This window comes from Alloprevotella sp. (assembly GCF_057240785.1).
The window spans coordinates 44,352-63,862 of record NZ_DBHHRH010000002.1 but is presented as its reverse complement, the minus strand read 5'-3'; the positions used below and the strand labels follow the sequence as shown (position 1 = coordinate 63,862).

At 47.2% G+C, this 19,511-nt stretch carries 19 protein-coding genes; 8 read left to right on the top strand and 11 right to left on the bottom strand.

The annotated features are described in order from the left end of the window. Positions 1 to 27: 27 nt before the first annotated feature. From ACO4R2_RS00570 to ACO4R2_RS00540, 7 genes are all read right to left on the bottom strand, one after another. Entirely contained in the window at positions 28 to 1,491 is a 1,464-nt protein-coding gene (locus ACO4R2_RS00570) for a sodium:solute symporter (protein ID WP_484768777.1), read from the bottom strand. A 23-nt stretch (positions 1,492 to 1,514) separates the two neighbouring features. Next, on the bottom strand, positions 1,515 to 1,808 hold the full coding sequence (locus tag ACO4R2_RS00565; protein ID WP_484768776.1) for a CD225/dispanin family protein: 294 nt from the start codon (positions 1,806 to 1,808) through the stop codon (positions 1,515 to 1,517). A 16-nt stretch (positions 1,809 to 1,824) separates the two neighbouring features. Next, entirely contained in the window at positions 1,825 to 2,343 is a 519-nt protein-coding gene (locus ACO4R2_RS00560; protein ID WP_484768775.1) for a CD225/dispanin family protein, read from the bottom strand. 84 nt (positions 2,344 to 2,427) lie between these two features. Further along, a complete protein-coding gene (locus tag ACO4R2_RS00555) occupies positions 2,428 to 2,805 on the bottom strand; it encodes a DUF2752 domain-containing protein (protein ID WP_484768774.1) in 378 nt (125 codons plus the stop codon). 16 nt (positions 2,806 to 2,821) lie between these two features. Next, positions 2,822 to 3,523: an SIMPL domain-containing protein gene (locus tag ACO4R2_RS00550; protein WP_484768773.1), complete on the bottom strand. Its 702-nt coding sequence runs from the start codon at positions 3,521 to 3,523 to the stop codon at positions 2,822 to 2,824. A 122-nt stretch (positions 3,524 to 3,645) separates the two neighbouring features. Continuing rightward, positions 3,646 to 5,106: an aminoacyl-histidine dipeptidase gene (locus tag ACO4R2_RS00545; protein WP_484768772.1), complete on the bottom strand. Its 1,461-nt coding sequence runs from the start codon at positions 5,104 to 5,106 to the stop codon at positions 3,646 to 3,648. Positions 5,107 to 5,130: 24 nt separating this feature from the next. Next, entirely contained in the window at positions 5,131 to 6,111 is a 981-nt protein-coding gene (locus ACO4R2_RS00540) for a lysylphosphatidylglycerol synthase transmembrane domain-containing protein (RefSeq protein ID WP_484768771.1), read from the bottom strand. 150 nt (positions 6,112 to 6,261) lie between these two features. On the opposite strand from ACO4R2_RS00540, the gene rsmA reads away from it, so the two are divergent. Further along, a complete protein-coding gene (gene rsmA / locus ACO4R2_RS00535) occupies positions 6,262 to 7,062 on the top strand; it encodes a 16S rRNA (adenine(1518)-N(6)/adenine(1519)-N(6))-dimethyltransferase RsmA (RefSeq protein ID WP_484768849.1) in 801 nt (266 codons plus the stop codon). A gap of 566 nt (positions 7,063 to 7,628) precedes the next feature. On the opposite strand, the gene ACO4R2_RS00530 is transcribed toward rsmA, so the two are convergent. Then, complete coding sequence (locus ACO4R2_RS00530; protein ID WP_484768770.1) at positions 7,629 to 8,738, bottom strand: cholesterol-responsive sulfotransferase; 1,110 nt, start codon at positions 8,736 to 8,738, stop codon at positions 7,629 to 7,631. An 831-nt stretch (positions 8,739 to 9,569) separates the two neighbouring features. Between ACO4R2_RS00530 and rfbB the strand changes: the two genes are divergently transcribed. Continuing rightward, positions 9,570 to 10,682: a dTDP-glucose 4,6-dehydratase gene (gene rfbB, locus ACO4R2_RS00525; RefSeq protein ID WP_484768769.1), complete on the top strand. Its 1,113-nt coding sequence runs from the start codon at positions 9,570 to 9,572 to the stop codon at positions 10,680 to 10,682. A 254-nt stretch (positions 10,683 to 10,936) separates the two neighbouring features. Here the strand turns inward: rfbB and ACO4R2_RS00520 are convergent, their stop codons facing one another. The 3 genes from ACO4R2_RS00520 to ACO4R2_RS00510 form a co-directional block, all read right to left on the bottom strand. Beyond that, a complete protein-coding gene (locus ACO4R2_RS00520; RefSeq protein WP_484768768.1) occupies positions 10,937 to 12,208 on the bottom strand; it encodes an adenylosuccinate synthase in 1,272 nt (423 codons plus the stop codon). Between the two features lie 176 nt (positions 12,209 to 12,384). Next, on the bottom strand, positions 12,385 to 12,933 hold the full coding sequence (locus ACO4R2_RS00515) for an NADH peroxidase (RefSeq protein WP_183693776.1): 549 nt from the start codon (positions 12,931 to 12,933) through the stop codon (positions 12,385 to 12,387). A gap of 27 nt (positions 12,934 to 12,960) precedes the next feature. Continuing rightward, positions 12,961 to 13,386, bottom strand: a complete 426-nt coding sequence (locus ACO4R2_RS00510) for a Fur family transcriptional regulator (RefSeq protein ID WP_311491342.1) — start codon at positions 13,384 to 13,386, stop codon at positions 12,961 to 12,963. A gap of 698 nt (positions 13,387 to 14,084) precedes the next feature. Between ACO4R2_RS00510 and ACO4R2_RS00505 the strand changes: the two genes are divergently transcribed. The 6 genes from ACO4R2_RS00505 (at position 14,085) to ACO4R2_RS00480 (ending at position 19,471) form a co-directional block, all read left to right on the top strand. Continuing rightward, positions 14,085 to 14,903: an ABC transporter ATP-binding protein gene (locus ACO4R2_RS00505; protein ID WP_484768767.1), complete on the top strand. Its 819-nt coding sequence runs from the start codon at positions 14,085 to 14,087 to the stop codon at positions 14,901 to 14,903. Positions 14,904 to 14,981: 78 nt separating this feature from the next. Beyond that, complete coding sequence (locus ACO4R2_RS00500; RefSeq protein WP_484768766.1) at positions 14,982 to 15,800, top strand: hypothetical protein; 819 nt, start codon at positions 14,982 to 14,984, stop codon at positions 15,798 to 15,800. A gap of 72 nt (positions 15,801 to 15,872) precedes the next feature. Continuing rightward, entirely contained in the window at positions 15,873 to 16,229 is a 357-nt protein-coding gene (locus tag ACO4R2_RS00495; RefSeq protein ID WP_009347314.1) for a GntR family transcriptional regulator, read from the top strand. Continuing rightward, positions 16,226 to 16,930 (top strand): ABC transporter ATP-binding protein, encoded by a 705-nt coding sequence (locus ACO4R2_RS00490; RefSeq protein ID WP_484768848.1) that lies wholly within the window; start codon positions 16,226 to 16,228, stop codon positions 16,928 to 16,930. Before ACO4R2_RS00495 ends, ACO4R2_RS00490 begins: the two co-directional genes overlap by 4 nt. 29 nt (positions 16,931 to 16,959) lie before the next feature. Beyond that, the gene (locus ACO4R2_RS00485; RefSeq protein ID WP_484768765.1) at positions 16,960 to 18,216 is read left to right on the top strand and encodes an ABC transporter permease; all 1,257 of its coding nucleotides are present in this window, start codon (positions 16,960 to 16,962) and stop codon (positions 18,214 to 18,216) included. 4 nt (positions 18,217 to 18,220) lie between these two features. Further along, positions 18,221 to 19,471, top strand: a complete 1,251-nt coding sequence (locus ACO4R2_RS00480; protein ID WP_484768764.1) for an ABC transporter permease — start codon at positions 18,221 to 18,223, stop codon at positions 19,469 to 19,471. Positions 19,472 to 19,511 lie beyond the last annotated feature (40 nt).

Genomic DNA, 19,511 nt, shown 5'->3' with positions numbered 1-19,511 from the left:
GTTTTTTATGATTGTCTTGGGAATTTTCTATGTGGTGGAGAGTCGCGCAGCTTTGTGGGTTTGGCAAAGGAGTAGACCCGCGAATGTCAATAAGCCATTGAGCATTAGGAGTTCGTAACCAAACTTGTAGTCCCATAGGAGGGGCGCGTAATGGTCAAGCAAACCGCAAATGATGGGACTGGCAATGCAAACCCAGGGCACAAGGCGATCGCGCACGCCGCGCCGCGTGAACAGGCCGAAAGCGTAGAGTCCCAATAATGGACCATAGGTGTAGGATGCCATGACATAGATAGCGTTGATGACATTGGTGGAATTGATGGCGCGGAAAAGGAGGATGGCGGCGAAGAAAGTGAGCGACATGAGGATGTGTACAATCTTGCGCGTGCGCTCTTGTCGGGCTTGTTCCCAATTGTGGCGCTCCACTCCGATAAGGTCGATGCAGCAACTCGTGGTTAAGGCTGTAATGGCTGAGTCGGCACTGGAAAAGGCGGCGGCCACAATGCCGATGGTGAAGGGGAATATGACGATGCTGCCCAAACTACCGTTGCTCACCAACATGGGCAGGAGGCTATCAGTTTGTTCAGGGATGGCGATGCCTTGCTGGGCGCAGAACGTGAAGAGCAATACGCCAAGAACAAGGAAAATGAGGTTGACGGGCAGAAAACTAAGGCCGTAGGAGCACATATTCTTTTGCGCCTCACGCAGGTTCTTGCACGTGAGATTTTTCTGCATCATATCCTGATCCAGTCCCGTCATCACGATGACGATGACTATACCGCTGAAAAATTGTCGCCAGAACGATTGTGTGCCTTCCCAAGCAAAAATACGGCTCAATGGGCTTTGGCTGACCGTGGCGACTACTCCGTGAAAGTCCAGTCCGAGTCTGCTAATTACTGCCCACAAGATACCGCCGAGGGCGAGGAGCATACAGAGCGTTTGCAGGGCATCGGTGCGCACAATGGTCTTGATGCCGCTGCTGCGCGTGTAGAGCCAGATGAGCAGCAGTGTGATGAGAGCGGTGAGCGGATAGGGGATGCCGAGCGGTTCGGCAATGAACTGCTGGAGCACGAGTACCACGAGGTAGAGCCGCGCAGCTGCACCGGTGAGTTTGCTAAGGAGGAAGAAGAGTGCCCCCGTGCGGTGGGTGTTTTCCCCAAAGCGTTCGCCCAGATAAGTGTAGATGGAGGTGAGTTGGAGCCGATAGTAGAGCGGTAGGAGAAGGAAAGCTACGACTACATAGCCAAAGAAAAAGCCGGCGCACATCTGAAGGTATGTCATCTGAGTTGCGCCTACCCAGCCCGGTACGGAAATGAACGATACGCCCGAGATGCTGGCGCCTATCATACCAAAAGCTACCATCCACCAAGGTGAACGGCGGTTGGCCCTAAAGAAAGCGTTGTTATCATGGCTACTGCTGCTTTTCCGAGAGATGAAAAGCAGCAGTAGGAAGTAGAACGCCAATGTCAACAGCATAAGTAGTCCTGTGGACATAGTTCGTGTGTTAAAGTGGTTACTTAAAAACCTAAGATCATAATGATGAGAAGAATCAAAACATAAAGCATCATAATTGCTGCTATCGTAGCTGCTGAAGCAATGGCCCATTTGAATGCTTTATTAGATTTATCAACTGCTTCTTCATATCGGCCCTGCAAGTAGAGACTCTCCACTTGCGCAGCGTAAACAATAGAAACTACGCCGAAAGGAAGACAGCAGAAAATAGTGGAAATGATGGCCAAAGCCAGATAATTATCGGGCATAGGAGGGGGCGCAGGCTGTTCGTCAGCAGTCTGCAGATAGTCTGGATTCATATATAGCTACAGTTGTTTATCTGAGCATAAGGCCTTGCGCCAGTCCAATGAAGAAGTAGATGATACCAATGACAACCCCACATATAGCAGCGGCAATGGCCCATGTCTTTGCACTGTTAGAGGCTGCTAAGGCTTCCTGGTATTGTCCCATTTGATAAAGTCCATTTACCCTTGCAGCGTAAACAATAGAAACTACACCAAATGGCAGACAGCAGCAGATTGTAGCGAGAATGGCCCACACTAAATAATTATCAGGAGGGGGTGGCATTTGCGGCGCTTGGTTGTATGCCTGCTGGTTATAGAAGTTGGGTTGAGCAACTTGAGGGCCAAATTGTGGGCCTTGCTGCGGTTGCTGAACTTCTTCAAGAACGTTGAAGATAGCTGCGAGCTCGGGCACTTGTCCAGCAGGTGTCCACTGCGCCATGCCTTGTTTCCAAACGAGCGTTGTAGGAGTTACTCCAAACTTAACCAGCTGAGATCCGTCAACAGGACCTTGCTGCACTTTGTTTACATCAAGATAGAAATATTGTTCCATAAGGGGGTAAGTTTATCTAAAAAGCAAAAATATGTTATTTCATAGACCTATCCAAGGTTTTCTTTGGAAAAGTGGCTGACATCCTTATAGTCCGAGCAAATTTCGCAGTATCCACCACGTGAAAAATAGGACTATATATGTCCAAAGCCAATAGCGATGATGAGTAAAACGTTTCAGTTGAGCTTGCGCCTTACCGCGCAGCAGCCAATCACTGAGAACGAGCAGAAAAAGATAGGGAAGGGCAAAGAGCAGAAAGAGGTTGTAGTGGGCGGCTTCCATAAATCGTCCATGGAGCACGGCATGAGCTGCTCGCTGGAAGCCACAGCCGGGGCAGTCGTAGCCAGTGGCAGCTTTCACCACGCACTTTGGCGACCACAGTGTCTGCACGGGGTCGAAAATAAACAGCAAAAGGCCGATAGCCACTATAACAGCAGCTATCAGCCAACGCTTGTTTCTAATCATTGCCTCTAAGAGGACGTTAGTTTTCAATATAGAAGTTGAGAGATGTGACTACGCGAACTTTCTTTATATACGGAGTATATTGGTCGCGGTCGTCTATTTCAAAAAGTCCTTGGGTCGCGCTCTTGATTTTACCAATTTTACTGTCGGAATCCTTTGCGAACTTATCGGCAGCCTCGCGCGCTTTCTTTGTTGCTTCAGCAATCATCTGCGGTTTGATGGCGTTGAGTTTGGTGAAATCATACTGCACTTGATTGCTATATTCATCTCCGGAAATGGCTACACCCTTAGCGAGCAATTCACCGACGCGAGGAATCAGTGAACGCACCCTATCAACCTGTGAAGTACTTACTGTTGTTACGCAAGACAATGAGAAGCGATCATGATCAGAAAGGTCGGAGTATTGATTAGCTTTAAGGTCCGAAATCTGAGGAGCACCTACGCTGATTTCATTTGCAGGAATGCCGTTTGCTTGTAGCCAGGTTTTGATGATTGCATTGGTTGAATTGAGCTGGCGGTAAAGGTCTTGCATATCGTTGCTGGATGTCTTGAACATGATGGGCCAGATAACGTGGTCGGCCTTTACTTCTCTCTCAGCCAAACCTCGAACGTTGACGATGCGGTCCTGTCGAGAAAAACTTTTCAAGCCACAATAGAGGAACACACCTAAGATGGCGAGTCCTACAGCCAAGACGATGGATTCTACCTTTAAGTTCTTCATTTTTTGAAAGTTTTGAGTGATAAATAAAAAGTAACGAGCGACAAGGCTGAGGCTACAAAGCGTAGTTATAATAAGTGTGCTGTTCAGCAACTACTTCAGACCTGTCACTCGTTACTATAAAATTATTTCTTCGGCGTTTCTTTCAATGTCTCAAGTACGAACTGCCAATAGCGTTCTACCGACGGAATGTTGCAACGTTCGTTGGGCGTGTGCGGAGAACGGAGCGTTGGGCCGAAACTTACCATGTCCATTTTGGGATATTTGGCACCGATGACACCACATTCAAGGCCGGCGTGAACAACGCCCACGCGGTTGTCAGTGCCAAAGAGCTGCTTGTAGACTTTCTGCATCAGTGCTACGATTTCGCTTTGCGGATTAGGCTGCCAAGCTGGATACTGATGAGCATAAGTAACCTTCATGCCCGCCATTGAGAACGCGCTCTCGATTGTCTCAGCGCAACATTCGCGCATGCTATCGCGGCTGGAGCGTACCAGTACTATAAACTTCGCTATCCCGTTTCCAATCTCCACGATACCAAGGTTGGAGCTGGTTTCCACTACGTCGGGGATTTCTGGAATCATACGCATCGGTCCGTTGTGGCAGGCGCAAATAGCGTTAACTAAGTTGTCGCCAATTTCAGCCGGCACTTGCTTAGCGGGGCGTTCCACATCCTCGCAGAGGAGTTCGAGCTGCTTCTCAACAAAGGCAAACTCGTCAGTGAAAACCTTTTTCCAGTCGGCGATACAATCCTCCTTCAGTGCAGCAACATTCTCTTTCGGAAGCGTAAGTACCACTTCGGCGTGACTCGGAATAGCATTGCGCATATTTCCTCCCACCCAGCTGCACAGACGTGCTTCGAAGTTGGCCATAGCATCTTGAACGAGACGGCCCATCAGCTTGTTTGCGTTAGCGCGACCTTGGTTGATTTCCAAACCACTATGGCCGCCGAGCAAACCTTTGATAACCACTTTGACAGCTGCATCGCCGCCATCGGTTTCTTCTTCCTGATATTCCAGCACTGCATTCTGGTCGACGCCACCTGCTGAACCGATAACCATTTCGCCCTCTGTCTCGTTGTCGAGATTGAGGAGAATCTCACCTTGCAAAGTGTCACTGGACAGGTGCTCAGCTCCGTACATCGTTGTCTCCTCGTCGGCCGTGATTAAGCACTCCAGCGGGCCGTGTTCAATAGTGTCGTCCTCGAGGATACCCATCATAGTGGCCACTGCCATACCATCGTCCGAGCCGAGAGTAGTGCCTTTTGCTTTCACCCAGTCTCCGTCCACGTAGGTCTCAATGGGGTCGGTCTCGAAATTATGGGTAGATTCCTTTGTCTTTTGCGGAACCATGTCTATGTGGCCCTGCATCACCACCATCTTGCGGTCTTCGTAGCCTTTAGAGGCTGCTTTGCGCATGATGATATTTCCAGCCTCGTCTTTGAAGGCTTCGATATTGCGTTCCTTGGCCCAATCCAACAGGAATTGCTGAGCCTTTTCCAAATGGCCGCTAGGGCGTGGTACCTGAGTCAGTAAGTAGAAGTTTTTCCAAACAGCCTGTGGCTGCAAATTCTTGATTTCACTCATAATTATTATGGTTAAGAGTTATTATTAGTTGTTTTCTCTTTTGTCTTTCATAGAGAGTCGGGCAAATCCGAAAGCTCCGAGGAGCACGACAAGGCCCGTTTGCAGCGTGTGGACTACGAGGGCGAAGAGTATGGCCTCTTTTTCTGCCACTCCATAAAGGACAAGCATCGTTTTAACGGCGAAATGCCACGGTCCTGCCCCGTTAGGTGTCGGCACGAGTACGGCGAACATTCCTACACAATATATAAGGAATGCTTCGATAGGACTGATGCCGCTTGTGAAGTTGAAGCAGAAAAAAGCAACGTAGAAATGGAGGTAATAGCAAAGGTTGATGCCGAAACTCATCAAGATGTAGAGTGGCAGATTACGAACATCTTTGAGGGAGAGCACTCCCGCCCAAAGATCCTTTAGCAAGTCGCGCCCACGAGAATAATAGCGACGGAGGAGAAATATGCACGCTCCAACGGCCATGATAAAACAAAGCACCGTGACGAGGTAGCCTGTGCTGGTGAATTGCCCGAAAAATCCGCGGAAGTCCATACCTGTGGTGCGAAGGAACTTGAGAAAAACGGGGATTTGACAGAGAAAAGCAACCGCTGTGAGGAGAAGCATGACAAGAGAATCGACCATGCGCTCCGTGACAACCGTTCCGAGCGATTTGGTGAATGATACGCCGTCGTATTTCTTTAGTGTGCCGCAGCGCGTCACTTCGCCTACACGAGGAATCACTAAAGAAGCGGCATAGCTAATGAAGATGGCATTTTCGCAACTGCTGCGGCGCGGATGTTCGCCTAAGGGTTCGAGCGCCAATTTCCAGCGCCAAGCCCGGATTTGCTGGGCCAGAATGCCGAACACAAAGGAGAAAAGCATCCATCCCCATTTCATCTCACCGAACACACTACGGAAAAAGTCGCGCCAATCTGTTCCGCGGTACATCCACCACAGAATGCCCAGCCCAAAAGCAAAGGGCAGCGCCAGTTGCAGTATCTTCTTAAGAATCTTCAATGTGTTTCGTAGGGAAATGCGTACTTTTGTGACGTCTCCAATGCGAAGTTAGGACAATCTGCCCAATGTTCCAAAGAATTGTCTTCAATTTTTGCACAATCAGAGTAACCTACGTTCGCGTGGTTCCTTTCCGGTAACAATTCCGATATGTTGAAATCAGTAAGACCTAAGAAAAATCTCGGTCAGCACTTTCTGACCGACCTCCATGTGGCTGAGCGCATCGCCGACACCGTAGATGCCTGCCCGCAGTTGCCCGTTCTTGAAGTAGGCCCTGGTATGGGCGTGCTGACACAATACCTCTTGCCCAAGGACAGGGAGGTGAAGGTGGTGGAGATCGACCGCGAAAGTGTGGCTTACCTACTTGAACGTTGGCCCGAATTGCGGGATAACATCCTGGGCGAGGACTTTCTCCGTATGGATCTCAATCGTGTGTTCGATGGTCAGCCTTTTGTACTCACGGGCAATTATCCTTACGACATCTCCAGTCAGATATTTTTCAAAATGCTCGACTACAAAGAGCTTATTCCCTGCTGCACGGGAATGATTCAGAAAGAGATGGCCGAACGTATTGCGGCACGTCCCGGCACAAAGTCCTATGGCATTTTGAGCGTGTTGCTGCAGCGTTGGTACGATATTGAGTACCTCTTCACCGTTGAGCCTGGTGTGTTCAATCCTCCTCCAAAGGTGCGCAGCGCGGTGGTACGCATGACGCGCAACGATATACACGAATGCGGCTGCAACGAGGTGCTGCTCAAGAAAGTAGTAAAGGCCGTGTTCCAGCAACGCCGCAAAATGTTGCGCGTGTCGCTCAAACCGTTTTTTGCACAAACTTCACCCAATCGCGACCATACGGAGTTCTTGGCTCACCCAGAGCTGACGAAGCGTCCGGAGCAGTTGAGCGTGGACGAGTTTGTGGAGCTGACCAATCGGATTGAAAAAGAAATCAGTTAAATCCTTCGAGGATTTAACGCCCTTATATTCTGTAAAAATAGTTCGCAGTCTGTACTCCCGAGAGTGGCTTCAAAATTAAATTGAAGTAGACTTGTGTTCAGACTCCTCCAATCTGCTCGACCTGTTCTATAAGGTTGTTGGAGAATGCAATAAGGCTGTCAGCTGACAGCCTTATTGCGTTTGAAAATTTCCTTATTGCGCAGACTGACACAATAAGGAAAAACACGGATTATCGGCACGTGTTGATGGCCGAAATTATCTGAAAAAAGCACTTTTCCCACCTTTTTTCGCAAAAAACAAAGAGAAAAAATGGTTTGTTCCTTTCTTTTTTCGAACGGCTCAACGTTTTTTCGTAAGAATCTTAAGATGTGTTTTTCTGGAACGAAAAAGCGTGTTGTCAAATTAAAGGGCAGTTTTCTTAGCATTGTCGCGTCATTGCGCATACGGTTTTTGCCACTGATTTGATAAAAGCAAGAGTTCCACCCTACGGAGATATTGTAGGGCGGAACTCTCATGATGATCTTTATTTCTAATTGCGTTGTAGCTTCTGTGAGGGAAGCTGAGGCTTAGAGTCGCTCATAGTCCCAGTCGTCAATGGCGTGTCCCCAGTTTTCATTGACCAAGCGGACGGTCTCGGGTTTGTAAGCATATTTGTTCTTCTTGTAGCCCTTCTTTGCATTAACGTATTGTTCGATGGCCGTATGTGCCTCGTTCCAACCTGGGATTTGTAAAGAGGAGTAAATATTCTCCGTCATGGCAAGAGCGTCTTGTTCGAAGTCTTCAAACTTCACTTCGATGAGATTTCCCTCCGGAATATAAACTTTGTCGGCTTGGTATTTGTCGTAGAGCTTCGTGTAAGTCGTCAGGATATTCTTCACGATTTCTTCCTCCGAGATGTCTTGCAACTTGAGAGGCTGGATGGTGTTGGTGAAGAAAGAGCGTGTGGATTCAAATACGGTGTAGGGATTTCGCATCAAGTAGATAAACTTGGCATTTGGGAACATCTTGACCAGTTCCTTTACACGGCCCGTGTGGGGCGGGTTCTTGGAGAGAAACTGCGTGCCGCTGGTGTTCCAAAGGGCTATCTTGATGACTTTGATAAACTCCTCCTCGAAGCGTTTGAGTTCTTCCGACGTGATGTCCTTGAAGAGCAAATACTTATCGGCATATTCCTGCCAGTACTTCGGCAAGTACCACATATTATAATAGGTGTAGGGCATGGAATTTGTCATAGCAAATTCCTCTTCCTGCGGCAGGTCAACAGCCAAGTCCATGTTGTCCGTTGGGCGATGGCTCGGCATGAGCCACGACATATTTTTCTTGAAGAATGGTTGCCCAAACATCATGAGGTGGGGGAATACCGTTTGATAGGTCGTATTATAGCCAAAGTGCTTATCGCAGGACAAAACATTGTGGACAAAGGTCGTTCCTGACCGCCAATGCCCCAAAATGAACACGGGATCGTGCTTCAGCGGTTGGTTGGCCAAACGTTTTTGGTAACGCCTTTCTTGTATGGGTGCAAGCGTGGATAGCAATCGGCAAACGGCAGTAGTGAGGCGATATTTCCCACGATAGTTCTTGTCGATTTCACGGTCTTGAAGAATCTCCTTATAAGTGTTCCAGTCGGCACCTACGAGGTTGTTGACTGGCAGCTTGTCGAATTGAATAAGTCCCATAATAGTCTTGATTTTTTGCAAAGTTACATTATTGTGTGCAATATTTCTTTATGCGATTCAAAATAAGCAATAAAGGAAAGCTCCTCTTGCGTTGTGGAGCAGAAGTGTTGCATCTGAAAATACCAACAGCGGAAAGCTTCTTCGGGAGCTTTCCGCTGTTGATAGAAATAGGTTGAAAATATCTATGAGCCGTTAGTCCAGTCCTTCCCACGAGGTGTAGGGCTGAAAGTTGGAGCTTTCAGTTTCTCCTTCAAGGATCTCGCCATGCGTATCCTGCTGGCGTGACCATTGCTCGTAACTTTCTTGGCTGGATATAATGAAATCGGCGAACGTGCTTCTTGTGCTTATGTTTATCACTCTGTTCTGGGGCTTTTTGTAGGCTTTCATTTATGTATTAATTCTTGTTGCGAAACGTTTTGTTTATGTGGAGGTGAATTGTTCTTATTATTTTGGCCTCTTTTCGCTTTGTATTAAAATCTGTTTGTATGTGTAGCACACGCAAATTAATATCAGCGATGCGCGGAGTTGAGATACGATTTATTGCTATAAATCTCTTTGTAAAAGTAAAGAGCAAGAAGGGTTCAGATCACTATAGAATCCTGAAGCAGGCGCAAAGGTAGGCTTTTGCCGTGAAAGGAAAAAGAAATAAAGACTTTTTGTGAGATTCTCCACGAGGCAGAGCAGTATATTTTCGAGAGATAAAAGTATGACTTTCGCCTGCAAAATGAGCGTTCAACGGGTATAAGTTGGTGAGAAAAGTTTGTTTTCAACGAATATAGTTGTAGTTGTCATATTACAATGTTACTTTTGTCTATAAATAAAAAAGATTTTATGAAGACTTATTTAGTGACAGGAGCTGCCGGCTTTATCGGCGCAAACTATTTGAAGTATATTCTCAAAAAATATGAGGATGTTCGTGTGGTTGTTCTTGACCTGCTGACCTATGCGGGCTATCTCGGCACAATTGCTGAGGATATCGACCACGACAGGTGCGAATTTGTGCGTGGCGACATCGGCAACCGTCAGTTGGTGGATGAGCTCTTTACGAAATATCGCTTTGATGTGGTGGTAAACTTTGCCGCAGAGAGCCATGTGGATCGCTCTATTGAGAATCCGCAGCTCTTTCTTCAGACCAATATTCTCGGAACGCAGAATTTGCTCGATTGTGCTCGCCGCGCGTGGGTGACGGGAAAAGATAAGCAGGGCTATCCCACTTGGCAGTCTGGTGTTCGCTTTCATCAGGTTTCTACTGATGAGGTCTACGGCTCACTGGGCGATGAGGGATTCTTCACAGAAGAAACTCCGCTGCAACCGCACAGCCCTTACAGTGCCTCAAAGACAAGTGCCGACCTCGTAGTGTGTGCTTACCACGACACTTACAAAATGCCCGTTAGCATTACGCGTTGCTCCAATAATTATGGACCTTATCAATTCCCCGAAAAGCTGATTCCGCTGATTATCAATAATATCCTTGAGGGTAAGCAACTTCCTGTTTATGGGCAAGGAACAAATGTTCGCGACTGGCTGTATGTGGAAGACCACTGTAAGGCTATTGACCTCGTGGTTACGAAGGGCAAAGACGGAAGTATATACAACGTAGGTGGTCACAATGAGCGACAGAATATCCAGATTGTGAAAATCATCATCCGCACTATTCGCCGCTTGATGGAAGAGAACCCGCAGTTCCACGTTCTGCTGAAGCGTCAAGATGGTCTTGAGTGGATCAACGACGACCTTATTAGTTTTGTGAAAGATCGCTTGGGCCACGACCAGCGCTATGGCATAGATCCCAGCAAAATAAAGGCCGACTTAGGTTGGTTCCCCGAAACGACCTTTGAAGTAGGCATAGAGAAAACCATTCGCTGGAATCTCGAACACCATGATTGGATTGAAGACGTGAGTGGGGAAGATTATCAGGAATACTACGAGAGAATGTATAAATAGGAGCATACTTTCTCCTCTCCAGAAGTTATTTTTTTGTTGTCACGTCGTCACATCGTCACGATTAGGACTTAACTGTTTGAAAGAGTAAGTATTATATCCGTGACAACAGTGTGACAACAAAAGTACGGATAAGGGATATTGACCACCAGAAAGGCAGGACAGCCACAAGGTTCTTGTGAACTTGTGGCTGTCCTTATTATAGTGGTGCTTACTTCCCGTTTGCGTTGAAACGCAATGGGGGAGTGAGTCGCTTTTTACTTTCTGATGATTGTAGCCTCTCGATCTGGGCCTACGCTGACAATAGAAATGCGCGTTTTGAGTTCGCGCTCCAAATAGTCGATATAGGACTGGAAAGCTGCAGGGAAGTCGCGCTCGTCGCGAATTTCGGTAAGCGATGTTTTCCAACCAGGAAGATCTTCATAAACTGCCTCCCAGCCTTCCGTATCGTAAGGCATCGTGGTAGTTTGTTCGTTGCCCTTCTTGTAAGCTGTACACACACGGATGGTTTCAAAACTGTCGAGTACATCTCCCTTCATCATAACGAGATCTGTCACGCCGTTGATCATGATGGCATACTTCAGAGCCACGAGGTCAACCCATCCGCAGCGGCGGTTGCGGCCTGTAACTGCGCCGTACTCGTTGCCAATGTGGCGGATGGTATCTCCAGTTTTGTCGAAGAGCTCAACGGGGAACGGACCTGAGCCAACGCGCGTGGAGTAGGCCTTGAAAATGCCGAAAACGCGATGGATGTGGCGAGGAGCAACACCCAGACCCGAGCAAACACCACCTGCTGTGGTTGACGACGAACTAACAAAGGGGTAAGTTCCGTGGTCTATGTCGAGCAGCGAACCTTGTGCGCCTTCTGCCAAGACGTTTTTGCCCTCTTCCAAGAGGCGGTTGATTTCGATTTCAGTATCTGAGAGTTGGAATTTCTTTAAGTATTCCACGCCTTCCATCCAGCGCTTCTCTTCTTCCGTAATGTCGTAGTCGGTGAAGTGTAAGTCGTTGAGGATTTGGATATGGCGTGCTTTCAGCTTTTCGTATTTCTCTTGGAAATTGTCGAGGATGTCGCCAACGCGAAGTCCCACACGGGCAGCTTTATCTGAATAAGTCGGGCCGATACCCTTACCCGTTGTTCCCACTTTTGCTTCGCCTTTTGCCGCTTCATAAGCGCGGTCGAGCACGCGATGGGTTGGCAGGATGAGATGTGCGCGCTTGCTGATGTGCAGACGGTTTGTGAGCGAGTATCCAGCTGTTTCGAGTTCGTTTGCCTCGGCCATGAAGAGATCGGGAGCAATTACGCAGCCGTTGCCGATAATGTTCACCTTGTTTTCATCAAAGATACCTGAGGGTATAGAACGGAGAACAAATTTTTTCCCTTCGAAGATGATGGTGTGACCAGCGTTAGGGCCTCCTGCAAAGCGTGCAACGACGTCATACTTCGGTGTGAAGTAGTCTACAACTTTTCCTTTGCCTTCGTCACCAAAGACAATGCCCAGCAGGGCGTCAACTTTTCCTTGTGCCATAGTTGTACAATAATTTTTCGCAAAGATATTGATTTCTCCCCATAATGGGGAATATTTCTTCCTAATAAATATGACGACTGCGCGGCAGAGGATAGTGGTTCTGTGTTTGGAAAGCAGAAAAAGAAAACTGCCACCTGTGAGACATCAGGTGGCAGTCGTCGGAATTCAAATGGAATTTATTTATCGAAGTAACGCTTGTAGAGACCAGCGAAGCCGCGTCCGTGGCGAGCTTCGTCGCGTGCCATTTCATGAACTGTGTCGTGGATAGCATCTAAGCCGAGTTCTTTAGCGCGCTTAGCAATGCGGTTCTTATCTTCACATGCGCCAGACTCTGCTATCATACGCTTGTAAAGGTTGGTCTTAGTATCCCAAACATTGTCGCCGAGCAGTTCGCAGAATCTTGAAGCGTGGTCAGCCTCCTCAAAAGCGTAGCGCTTGAAAGCTTCAGCAATTTCGGGATAGCCTTCACGGTCGGCCTGGCGGCTCATAGCAAGGTACATACCTACCTCACTGCATTCACCCATCCAATGAGCATTTAAGTCTTTCTTCATCTCCTCGTCGCAGTCAGCTGCAACACCAATCTTGTGCTCAACAACAAAGTTCAGTTCGTCTTCCTTTACTTCCTTGAACTTGTCAGCTTTAACGTGACATACGGGGCATTCTGCCGGTGCTTCATTACCTTCGTGAACATAGCCACAAACGGTACAAACGAATTTTTTCTTCATAATGTAGTAAATCTTTAAATTGTTATGTTATGCTTTTGTTTCTTCGCAGTGGGGGCATACACCTCGGAAGGTCAGCTCCGTTTCTGCTACCGAAAAACCTTGTGGGAGGTCGGCGCTGTTGCGCATCCGTCGCGTAGTGGCTGGGATGTCGTAGATGCGCCCACACTGTGTGCAGTAGAAATGTGCATGAGGCTCCATGTTACTATCAAAGTAAGATTTTGTTTCATCAATGTGGAGCATCATGGCAGCCCCGTTGTCCACGAGCAGACGCAGTGTGTTGTAAACTGTAGTCTTAGAAAGGGTGGGGACTTCTGCTTTCAGTGCGTTGTAAATCTCATCAACAGCAGGATGCGTACGATGTTCAAGCAAGTAGCCCATCACTGCCAAGCGCTGGATGCTGGGCTTGATGCCGTGCTTGAGGAGGTAGTCGTATGTTTCTTGCTTATTTGACATGATTTATTATTTGTAATCGTTACAATTTTAAAACTGGTGCAAAATTACATACTTATTTTGAACCGTGCAAGTATTCTGCCGAAAAAAATCGTATGCGACCTAATTTTTTTCTTTCTTCTGTGGTTTTCCTGCTTTAGTTCTCACGCGCGCGTATATATAGATGGCTATGCTTACTGCCTATTCTGTTTACATACGGCCTTGCTCTTCTAAATGTTAAAAGAGGGATTGTTTCTAAAAGGAGTGGTATGTGCCTAAAATTTTCAGCTTTTCAATTCTTATTTTTCCGTTGGAATTTTCAGTTTTCCTTATTGCGTTGGTCTTTATTGTTGCTTTTGTTGAGCAAAAGGTAGAATCTTCATCGTCGGTTTCCTTATCCTGTCAGCCTGCACAATAAGGATGTTCGATGACAGCCTTATTGTATTTGTCGGCAACCTTATTGGGTGAATGGATCTGCCATGCTTCTTTGCGTGCATCTCTATTCTGAGTTGAATTTCAAGCGATTCTCGGCCGCGTAGATTCAGAAGTTTTTAGACAAAATCAAGGAAAGCGGCCCTTTTCTTTGCGCGGTTGAAGACCATCTCAGTTGTGCCGCAAAAAGTTTTTTGAAAAAAATATCTCTAAATAGTTGCAGAGTTCAAAACAAGTATTTAGTTTTGCAGTGTAATATTAAAGTAGTACACTATTATACTCAAACTACTATGGTAAATATAGAGAATCTTCAGTTTAGTTATGGGAGGAAGTATCGCCCAGTGTTTACGGATTTCTCCATCTCACTAAAGCCAGGCTGCATTTATGGTCTGCTCGGAAAGAACGGTACGGGAAAGAGCACACTATTATATATAATGTGTGGTTTGTTGCAGCCGCAAGGCGGCACGGTTGAGGTGATGGGCGGCAACCCTCGTGCGCATCAGCCCCAGATTATTGGCGAGATATTTCTCGTACCCGAAGAAGTGGAGTTGCCTGCTGTATGCCTTCGCGACTATGTCAAACTGAACGTTCCCTTCTATCCGCGCTTCTCTCAAGAGGTGTTGCAGCAATGTTTGTCCGATTTTGAACTCACCGATGATTTGCGCCTCGACCAGCTCTCCATGGGGCAGCGCAAAAAAGCCTTTATGAGTTTTGCGCTCGCCACGCAGGTGCGTCTCATTCTGATGGATGAGCCTACTAACGGTTTAGATATTCCCTCGAAAAGCATTTTCCGCAAGGTGGTTTCCTCCAACATGAGTGAGGAGCAAACGATAGTGATTTCCACTCATCAAGTGCGCGACATCGATTCGCTACTCGACCATATCATTATCATGGACAATTCGCAAGTTTTCCTCAATGCCTCCGTGGCTGAGATTACGCAACAGTTGGCTTTCGAGTTCCGCCCGATGGGTGCCTCCGTAGACGATGCTCTCTATGCTCAGCCCTCGTTGCAAGGCGTGGCTGTGGTAGTTCCGAACGATGGAACAAAGGATACGCCCATCAATCTGGAACTACTTTTCAATGCCTTTATGCTTAAAAAGACTTGTTGAAGCATTTGCGCGCCTGAAAGAATCGGCAGCAGATCCTACATAGTCAAAAACAAACTTTTCAACTTAAACAATACAAATATGCAATCATTCAGTTTTCAGCGCCTCGGCCTGCTTATCAAGCGCGATCTTGGTCAGAACAAAAAAGGATATATGATCACCCTTGGTGTGCTCTTCTCCCTCTATATGTTTGTAGTTTGGTTTGGTCGTGGTGTAGTATCCTCCTCTGATAATCCTGCGGCACTGGCAGCCTCCTTGAATATCTTTATTTATTATATCACACTTTCCGGTCTCTCCTATGTGTGTGCTGGATTGTGTGCCGACCAGACAACACGGGGTGGGCGTATAGCTGCAGGTATGCTGCCAGCAACCAATGCCGAGCGTTTTGTCTCTCGCTTTATTATTCTGACATTTGGGTATATCTTTTTTGCTATTATTCTGTATCTTATCACCGACGGTCTGTGGCTACTCTTGGGTTGGATGTTAGGAAAAGATTATCCCAGCTTGCTCTTGAACTGGACCTCTTTGACACTGACATTTATTCAAATGAATTTCGATGAAGGAGGCTATACTTTTCCGAGCATAGTTCCAACGTTGTATATTTTTCTCTCTATTCTCAACGGGATAGCCTTAAATATGTTTGCCAGTGCGCTCTTCAATAAGCATCCCTTTATGAAGATTATTTTGTTGGGCTTCATCATTCAATTTATTGTAGGAGTAGTGGTTGTAGCCTTCTCTTTGGTGAGTCCTTATTTTTGGCTGTATATACCGAGACACATCTCGTATCAATATGTAGCTCTTGTTGTTCTGGGTTTGCAAGCCCTCAGTGCAGCGGTGTTCTTCTCCCTTAGCTACTGGCTTTTCTGCCGCAAGCAGGTCATTCAGTATCGCTACTTCTAAATTTTTGCCAGTAGTGCTGCTCCTTGAGAGCCACGCCCTGAGCTAAAAAATGTAGGAAAAAATGATTGTTTTATGAATTTCAAAGACGCAAATCCCATATATTTGCAGATAGCTGAGCGAATATCCGAAGAGATCCTTGCTGGAAAGTTTTCTTCCAACGAGCGTATTCCCAGCGTTCGCGAATATAGCGCGCTCTTGGAGGTGAATATCAACACCGCCGTTAAGGCTTACGATTATTTGTCTAACCAAGGCGTAATATATAATAAGCGCGGTATGGGCTATTTCGTGTCGCCCGACGCGATAGAGCATATCCGCGAATCCAACCGCAAGCAATTCATGGACGAAACCTTACCCGAAGTGTTCCGACAAATGAAGTTGCTCGGAATAGAGTTTAATCAAATTCAAACAGAATGGAACAAACTACGATGATACACCTTGACGGAATCCATAAGACCTATCAAGGTGCACAGCCCCTTCACGTGTTGAAAGGTATCTCTCTTGACATAAAGAAAGGAGAGTTCGTGTCCATCATGGGAGCCAGTGGTAGCGGCAAATCTACCTTGCTCAATATCTTGGGAATCCTCGACAACTACGACGAAGGAGAATACCTGCTCAACGGCGTGTTGATGAAAAACCTCAGCGAGACGAAGGCTGCCGATTATCGCAACCGCATGATTGGTTTTATCTTCCAATCGTTCAATCTCATTCCCTTTAAGAATGCTATGGAGAATGTGGCTCTTCCGCTCTACTATCAAGGTGTGAGTCGTCGCAAGCGCAATGCGCTGGCACTGGAATACCTCGAGCGTCTGGGCTTGAAGGAGTGGGCGCACCATTTGCCCAGCGAACTCTCCGGCGGTCAGAAGCAGCGTGTGGCCATTGCCCGCGCCATCATCACTCATCCCCAGATAATTCTGGCCGATGAGCCCACCGGCGCACTCGACTCAAAGACGAGCGAGGAAGTGATGCAGCTGCTGCGCGACCTCAATGAGAAAGAGGGCATGACCATCGTGGTGGTGACCCACGAAAGCGGAGTGGCCTATCGCACGCATAAGGTGATTCATATCAAGGACGGCATTATCGGAAAGATTGAAGAGAACGAGAGAATGGAAGGTCAGCCCTATCTGAAATAAGGAAGTATTCATCTAAAAACAAAACGATTGTGTTTGACGATTTAGGAGAAATATGGACGCATCTGAAGCTTAATAAGTTGCGTACAGCCCTGACGGGACTCTCCGTCAGTGTAGGAATCTTCCTGCTCATCACGCTGCTGGGTTCGGGCAACGGACTTATCAATGCTTTCAAAGCCAATCAAGGCGGAATGGCTATGGATGTTGTGAAGGTGTATCCTGGAATAACAGACGAAGCGTATGGTGGTTGGGAAAAGGGTAGAGAAATTCAACTCGACAACCGCGACATCCGTATGGCCAGCGGACAATTCAGCGACCGTGTGAGGGAAGCCGCTGGACAGATTTCGCTCAGCGGTGGAACGATGAGTTATGGCGACCGCTCTTTCTCAGCTTCGCTCGGAGGCTATTATCCTGCCAATGAGCATATCAATAAACTCAAAATGATTTATGGGCGTTATATCAACAACAAAGATATGGAAGAGCGCCGCAAGGTTATTGTGCTGAGCGAGAAAACGGCAAAGCAGTTTTTCCCGATTGTTTCCGACGCCATCGGAAAGTCGTTGCGCGTGGACGGTAACGTATATGCTGTAGTAGGCATCTTTAGCGATGAAGGCCGCTTCGGAGGAATGGAAGGACACATCCCTTTCACAACGTTGCAACTCATCTATAAGACTGGGCAAAAGGTGGATCAGTTGACGCTCCAAACGCGCAATATCTCCGATGCAGCCAGCGACAGTATTTTCCAACGCGATTTCAAAAAGGCAGAAGCAGGGATTCACTCATTTTCTCCCACTGATGAAGGAGCAATATGGATGTTTAATACGGCTGTTGGAGCAGAAGAAACCGACAAAGCTATGGGGTATCTCAACACCGCCCTTTGGGTCATCGGTCTCTTGACCTTGCTCAGCGGAGTAGTGGGCATTTCTAATATTATGCTTATCACAGTGAAAGAGCGCACCCATGAATTCGGCATTCGCAAAGCGCTGGGGGCACGTTCGTGGAGCATTCTGCGCAGCGTCTTGCTCGAAAGTGTTATCATCACAGCTATCTCGGGCTATATAGGCCTTGTGTGCGGAATTCTGATGACGGAATATCTCAACGCTACGGCAGGACAGGAAACGATGACTGTTGCCGACCAAACTATGTACACTTTTCTCAATCCAACGGTCAATATGACTGTGGCAATAGAGGCTTTGTTCGTGTTGATTGTTGCTGGATTGGTGGCAGGTTTCTTTCCTGCGTGGAAAGCTGTGAGAGTGAAACCGATTGAAGCACTTAATGCACATTAAAATTATGAGAATATTCGATTTAGACAAATGGTCGGAGACGTTCGAAACGTTGATGCGCAATAAGTCGCGAAGTTTCCTGACGGCTTTTGGTATATTCTGGGGACTGTTTATGTTTTCGCTGCTGATGGGTGGAGGCCAGGGACTGGAAAGTTTGATGGCGAAAAACTTTGAAGGAATTGCACAAAATTCTTGCTTTCTCATTCCTAGGCAGACAACGAAGACTTATAAAGGTTTGCAGAGCGGACGTCAGTGGAATTTGCGTGCTGCTGATGCCCAAATGCTCAAACATAGAGTGAAGGGAATAGGCCTCTGTGAACCAGTGATATTGGGAGAGAATCCAACACCTCGTTACAAGGATAAAACTACATATGGAACAGTGAAGGGCGTGAACCCTGAATATGCTGCTATGGAGAATCCTCATATAATATATGGGCGCTTTATCAATCAGACGGATTGTGATCAGGGGCGAAAGGTTTGTGTCATTGGTATGCGCGTACGCGAGGAACTGTTTCCCGATACGCCCAACCCCTGCGGGAAGTTTATTGAGATGGATTCTATCTATTATGAAGTGGTGGGCGTGAGTAATATGAAGTCGAACGTTGGTACGGGCGGTGGTAATTCGCAGCAAACCATTATGCTTCCCTTTACTACGGCGCAGAAAATCTACCAGAAAGGCGACCGCGCCGATATGTTAGTCTACACCGCAGCTCCTGGACACACCGTTACAGAGATTGAAGAAGCGGTGAATACAGTGATAAAAGAAGAACACCTTATTGCACCCGATGACGATCAAGCGCTTTTCTCTATCAACTTAGAGAAGTTGTTCCAAGTCATTGACAATCTCTTCGCTGGCATTCGTTTCCTCGTTTGGCTCATTGGTATCGGTACGCTTATCTCAGGTACAATTGGAGTTTCCAATATTATGATGGTCACTGTGAAGGAGCGCACCACTGAAATAGGTATTCGTCGCGCCATTGGTGCCCGCCCCTCCAACATTCTCTGGCAGATAATGGCCGAGAGCATGGTGCTCACCCTGCTGGCAGGCCTTTCGGGAATCGTTATCTCCGTTCTGATTTTGCAAGGAGTGGAGATGGGCATTGCTGCCAGTACGGGCGTCGAAGCTAAGTTTCAGTTATCATTTGGTATGGCCTTGTCTGCCTTTGGCGTCTTAATGATGCTCGGCACTCTGGCCGGTGTAGCTCCCAGTTTGCGTGCTTTAGCCATCAAGCCCATTGAGGCTCTGACGGACGAATGATACAAATCCATCATTTTAATACAGTAAATAACAAACAAAA

Coding starts and splice junctions, on each gene's coding strand:
- ACO4R2_RS00570 (WP_484768777.1), bottom strand. CDS start 1,491: ATGTCCACAGGACTACTTATGCTGTTGACATTGGCGTTCTACTTCCTA.
- ACO4R2_RS00565 (WP_484768776.1), bottom strand. CDS start 1,808: ATGAATCCAGACTATCTGCAGACTGCTGACGAACAGCCTGCGCCCCCT.
- ACO4R2_RS00560 (WP_484768775.1), bottom strand. CDS start 2,343: ATGGAACAATATTTCTATCTTGATGTAAACAAAGTGCAGCAAGGTCCT.
- ACO4R2_RS00555 (WP_484768774.1), bottom strand. CDS start 2,805: ATGATTAGAAACAAGCGTTGGCTGATAGCTGCTGTTATAGTGGCTATC.
- ACO4R2_RS00550 (WP_484768773.1), bottom strand. CDS start 3,523: ATGAAGAACTTAAAGGTAGAATCCATCGTCTTGGCTGTAGGACTCGCC.
- ACO4R2_RS00545 (WP_484768772.1), bottom strand. CDS start 5,106: ATGAGTGAAATCAAGAATTTGCAGCCACAGGCTGTTTGGAAAAACTTC.
- ACO4R2_RS00530 (WP_484768770.1), bottom strand. CDS start 8,738: ATGGGACTTATTCAATTCGACAAGCTGCCAGTCAACAACCTCGTAGGT.
- rfbB (WP_484768769.1), top strand. CDS start 9,570: ATGAAGACTTATTTAGTGACAGGAGCTGCCGGCTTTATCGGCGCAAAC.
- ACO4R2_RS00520 (WP_484768768.1), bottom strand. CDS start 12,208: ATGGCACAAGGAAAAGTTGACGCCCTGCTGGGCATTGTCTTTGGTGAC.
- ACO4R2_RS00515 (WP_183693776.1), bottom strand. CDS start 12,933: ATGAAGAAAAAATTCGTTTGTACCGTTTGTGGCTATGTTCACGAAGGT.
- ACO4R2_RS00510 (WP_311491342.1), bottom strand. CDS start 13,386: ATGTCAAATAAGCAAGAAACATACGACTACCTCCTCAAGCACGGCATC.
- ACO4R2_RS00505 (WP_484768767.1), top strand. CDS start 14,085: ATGGTAAATATAGAGAATCTTCAGTTTAGTTATGGGAGGAAGTATCGC.
- ACO4R2_RS00500 (WP_484768766.1), top strand. CDS start 14,982: ATGCAATCATTCAGTTTTCAGCGCCTCGGCCTGCTTATCAAGCGCGAT.
- ACO4R2_RS00495 (WP_009347314.1), top strand. CDS start 15,873: ATGAATTTCAAAGACGCAAATCCCATATATTTGCAGATAGCTGAGCGA.
- ACO4R2_RS00490 (WP_484768848.1), top strand. CDS start 16,226: ATGATACACCTTGACGGAATCCATAAGACCTATCAAGGTGCACAGCCC.
- ACO4R2_RS00480 (WP_484768764.1), top strand. CDS start 18,221: ATGAGAATATTCGATTTAGACAAATGGTCGGAGACGTTCGAAACGTTG.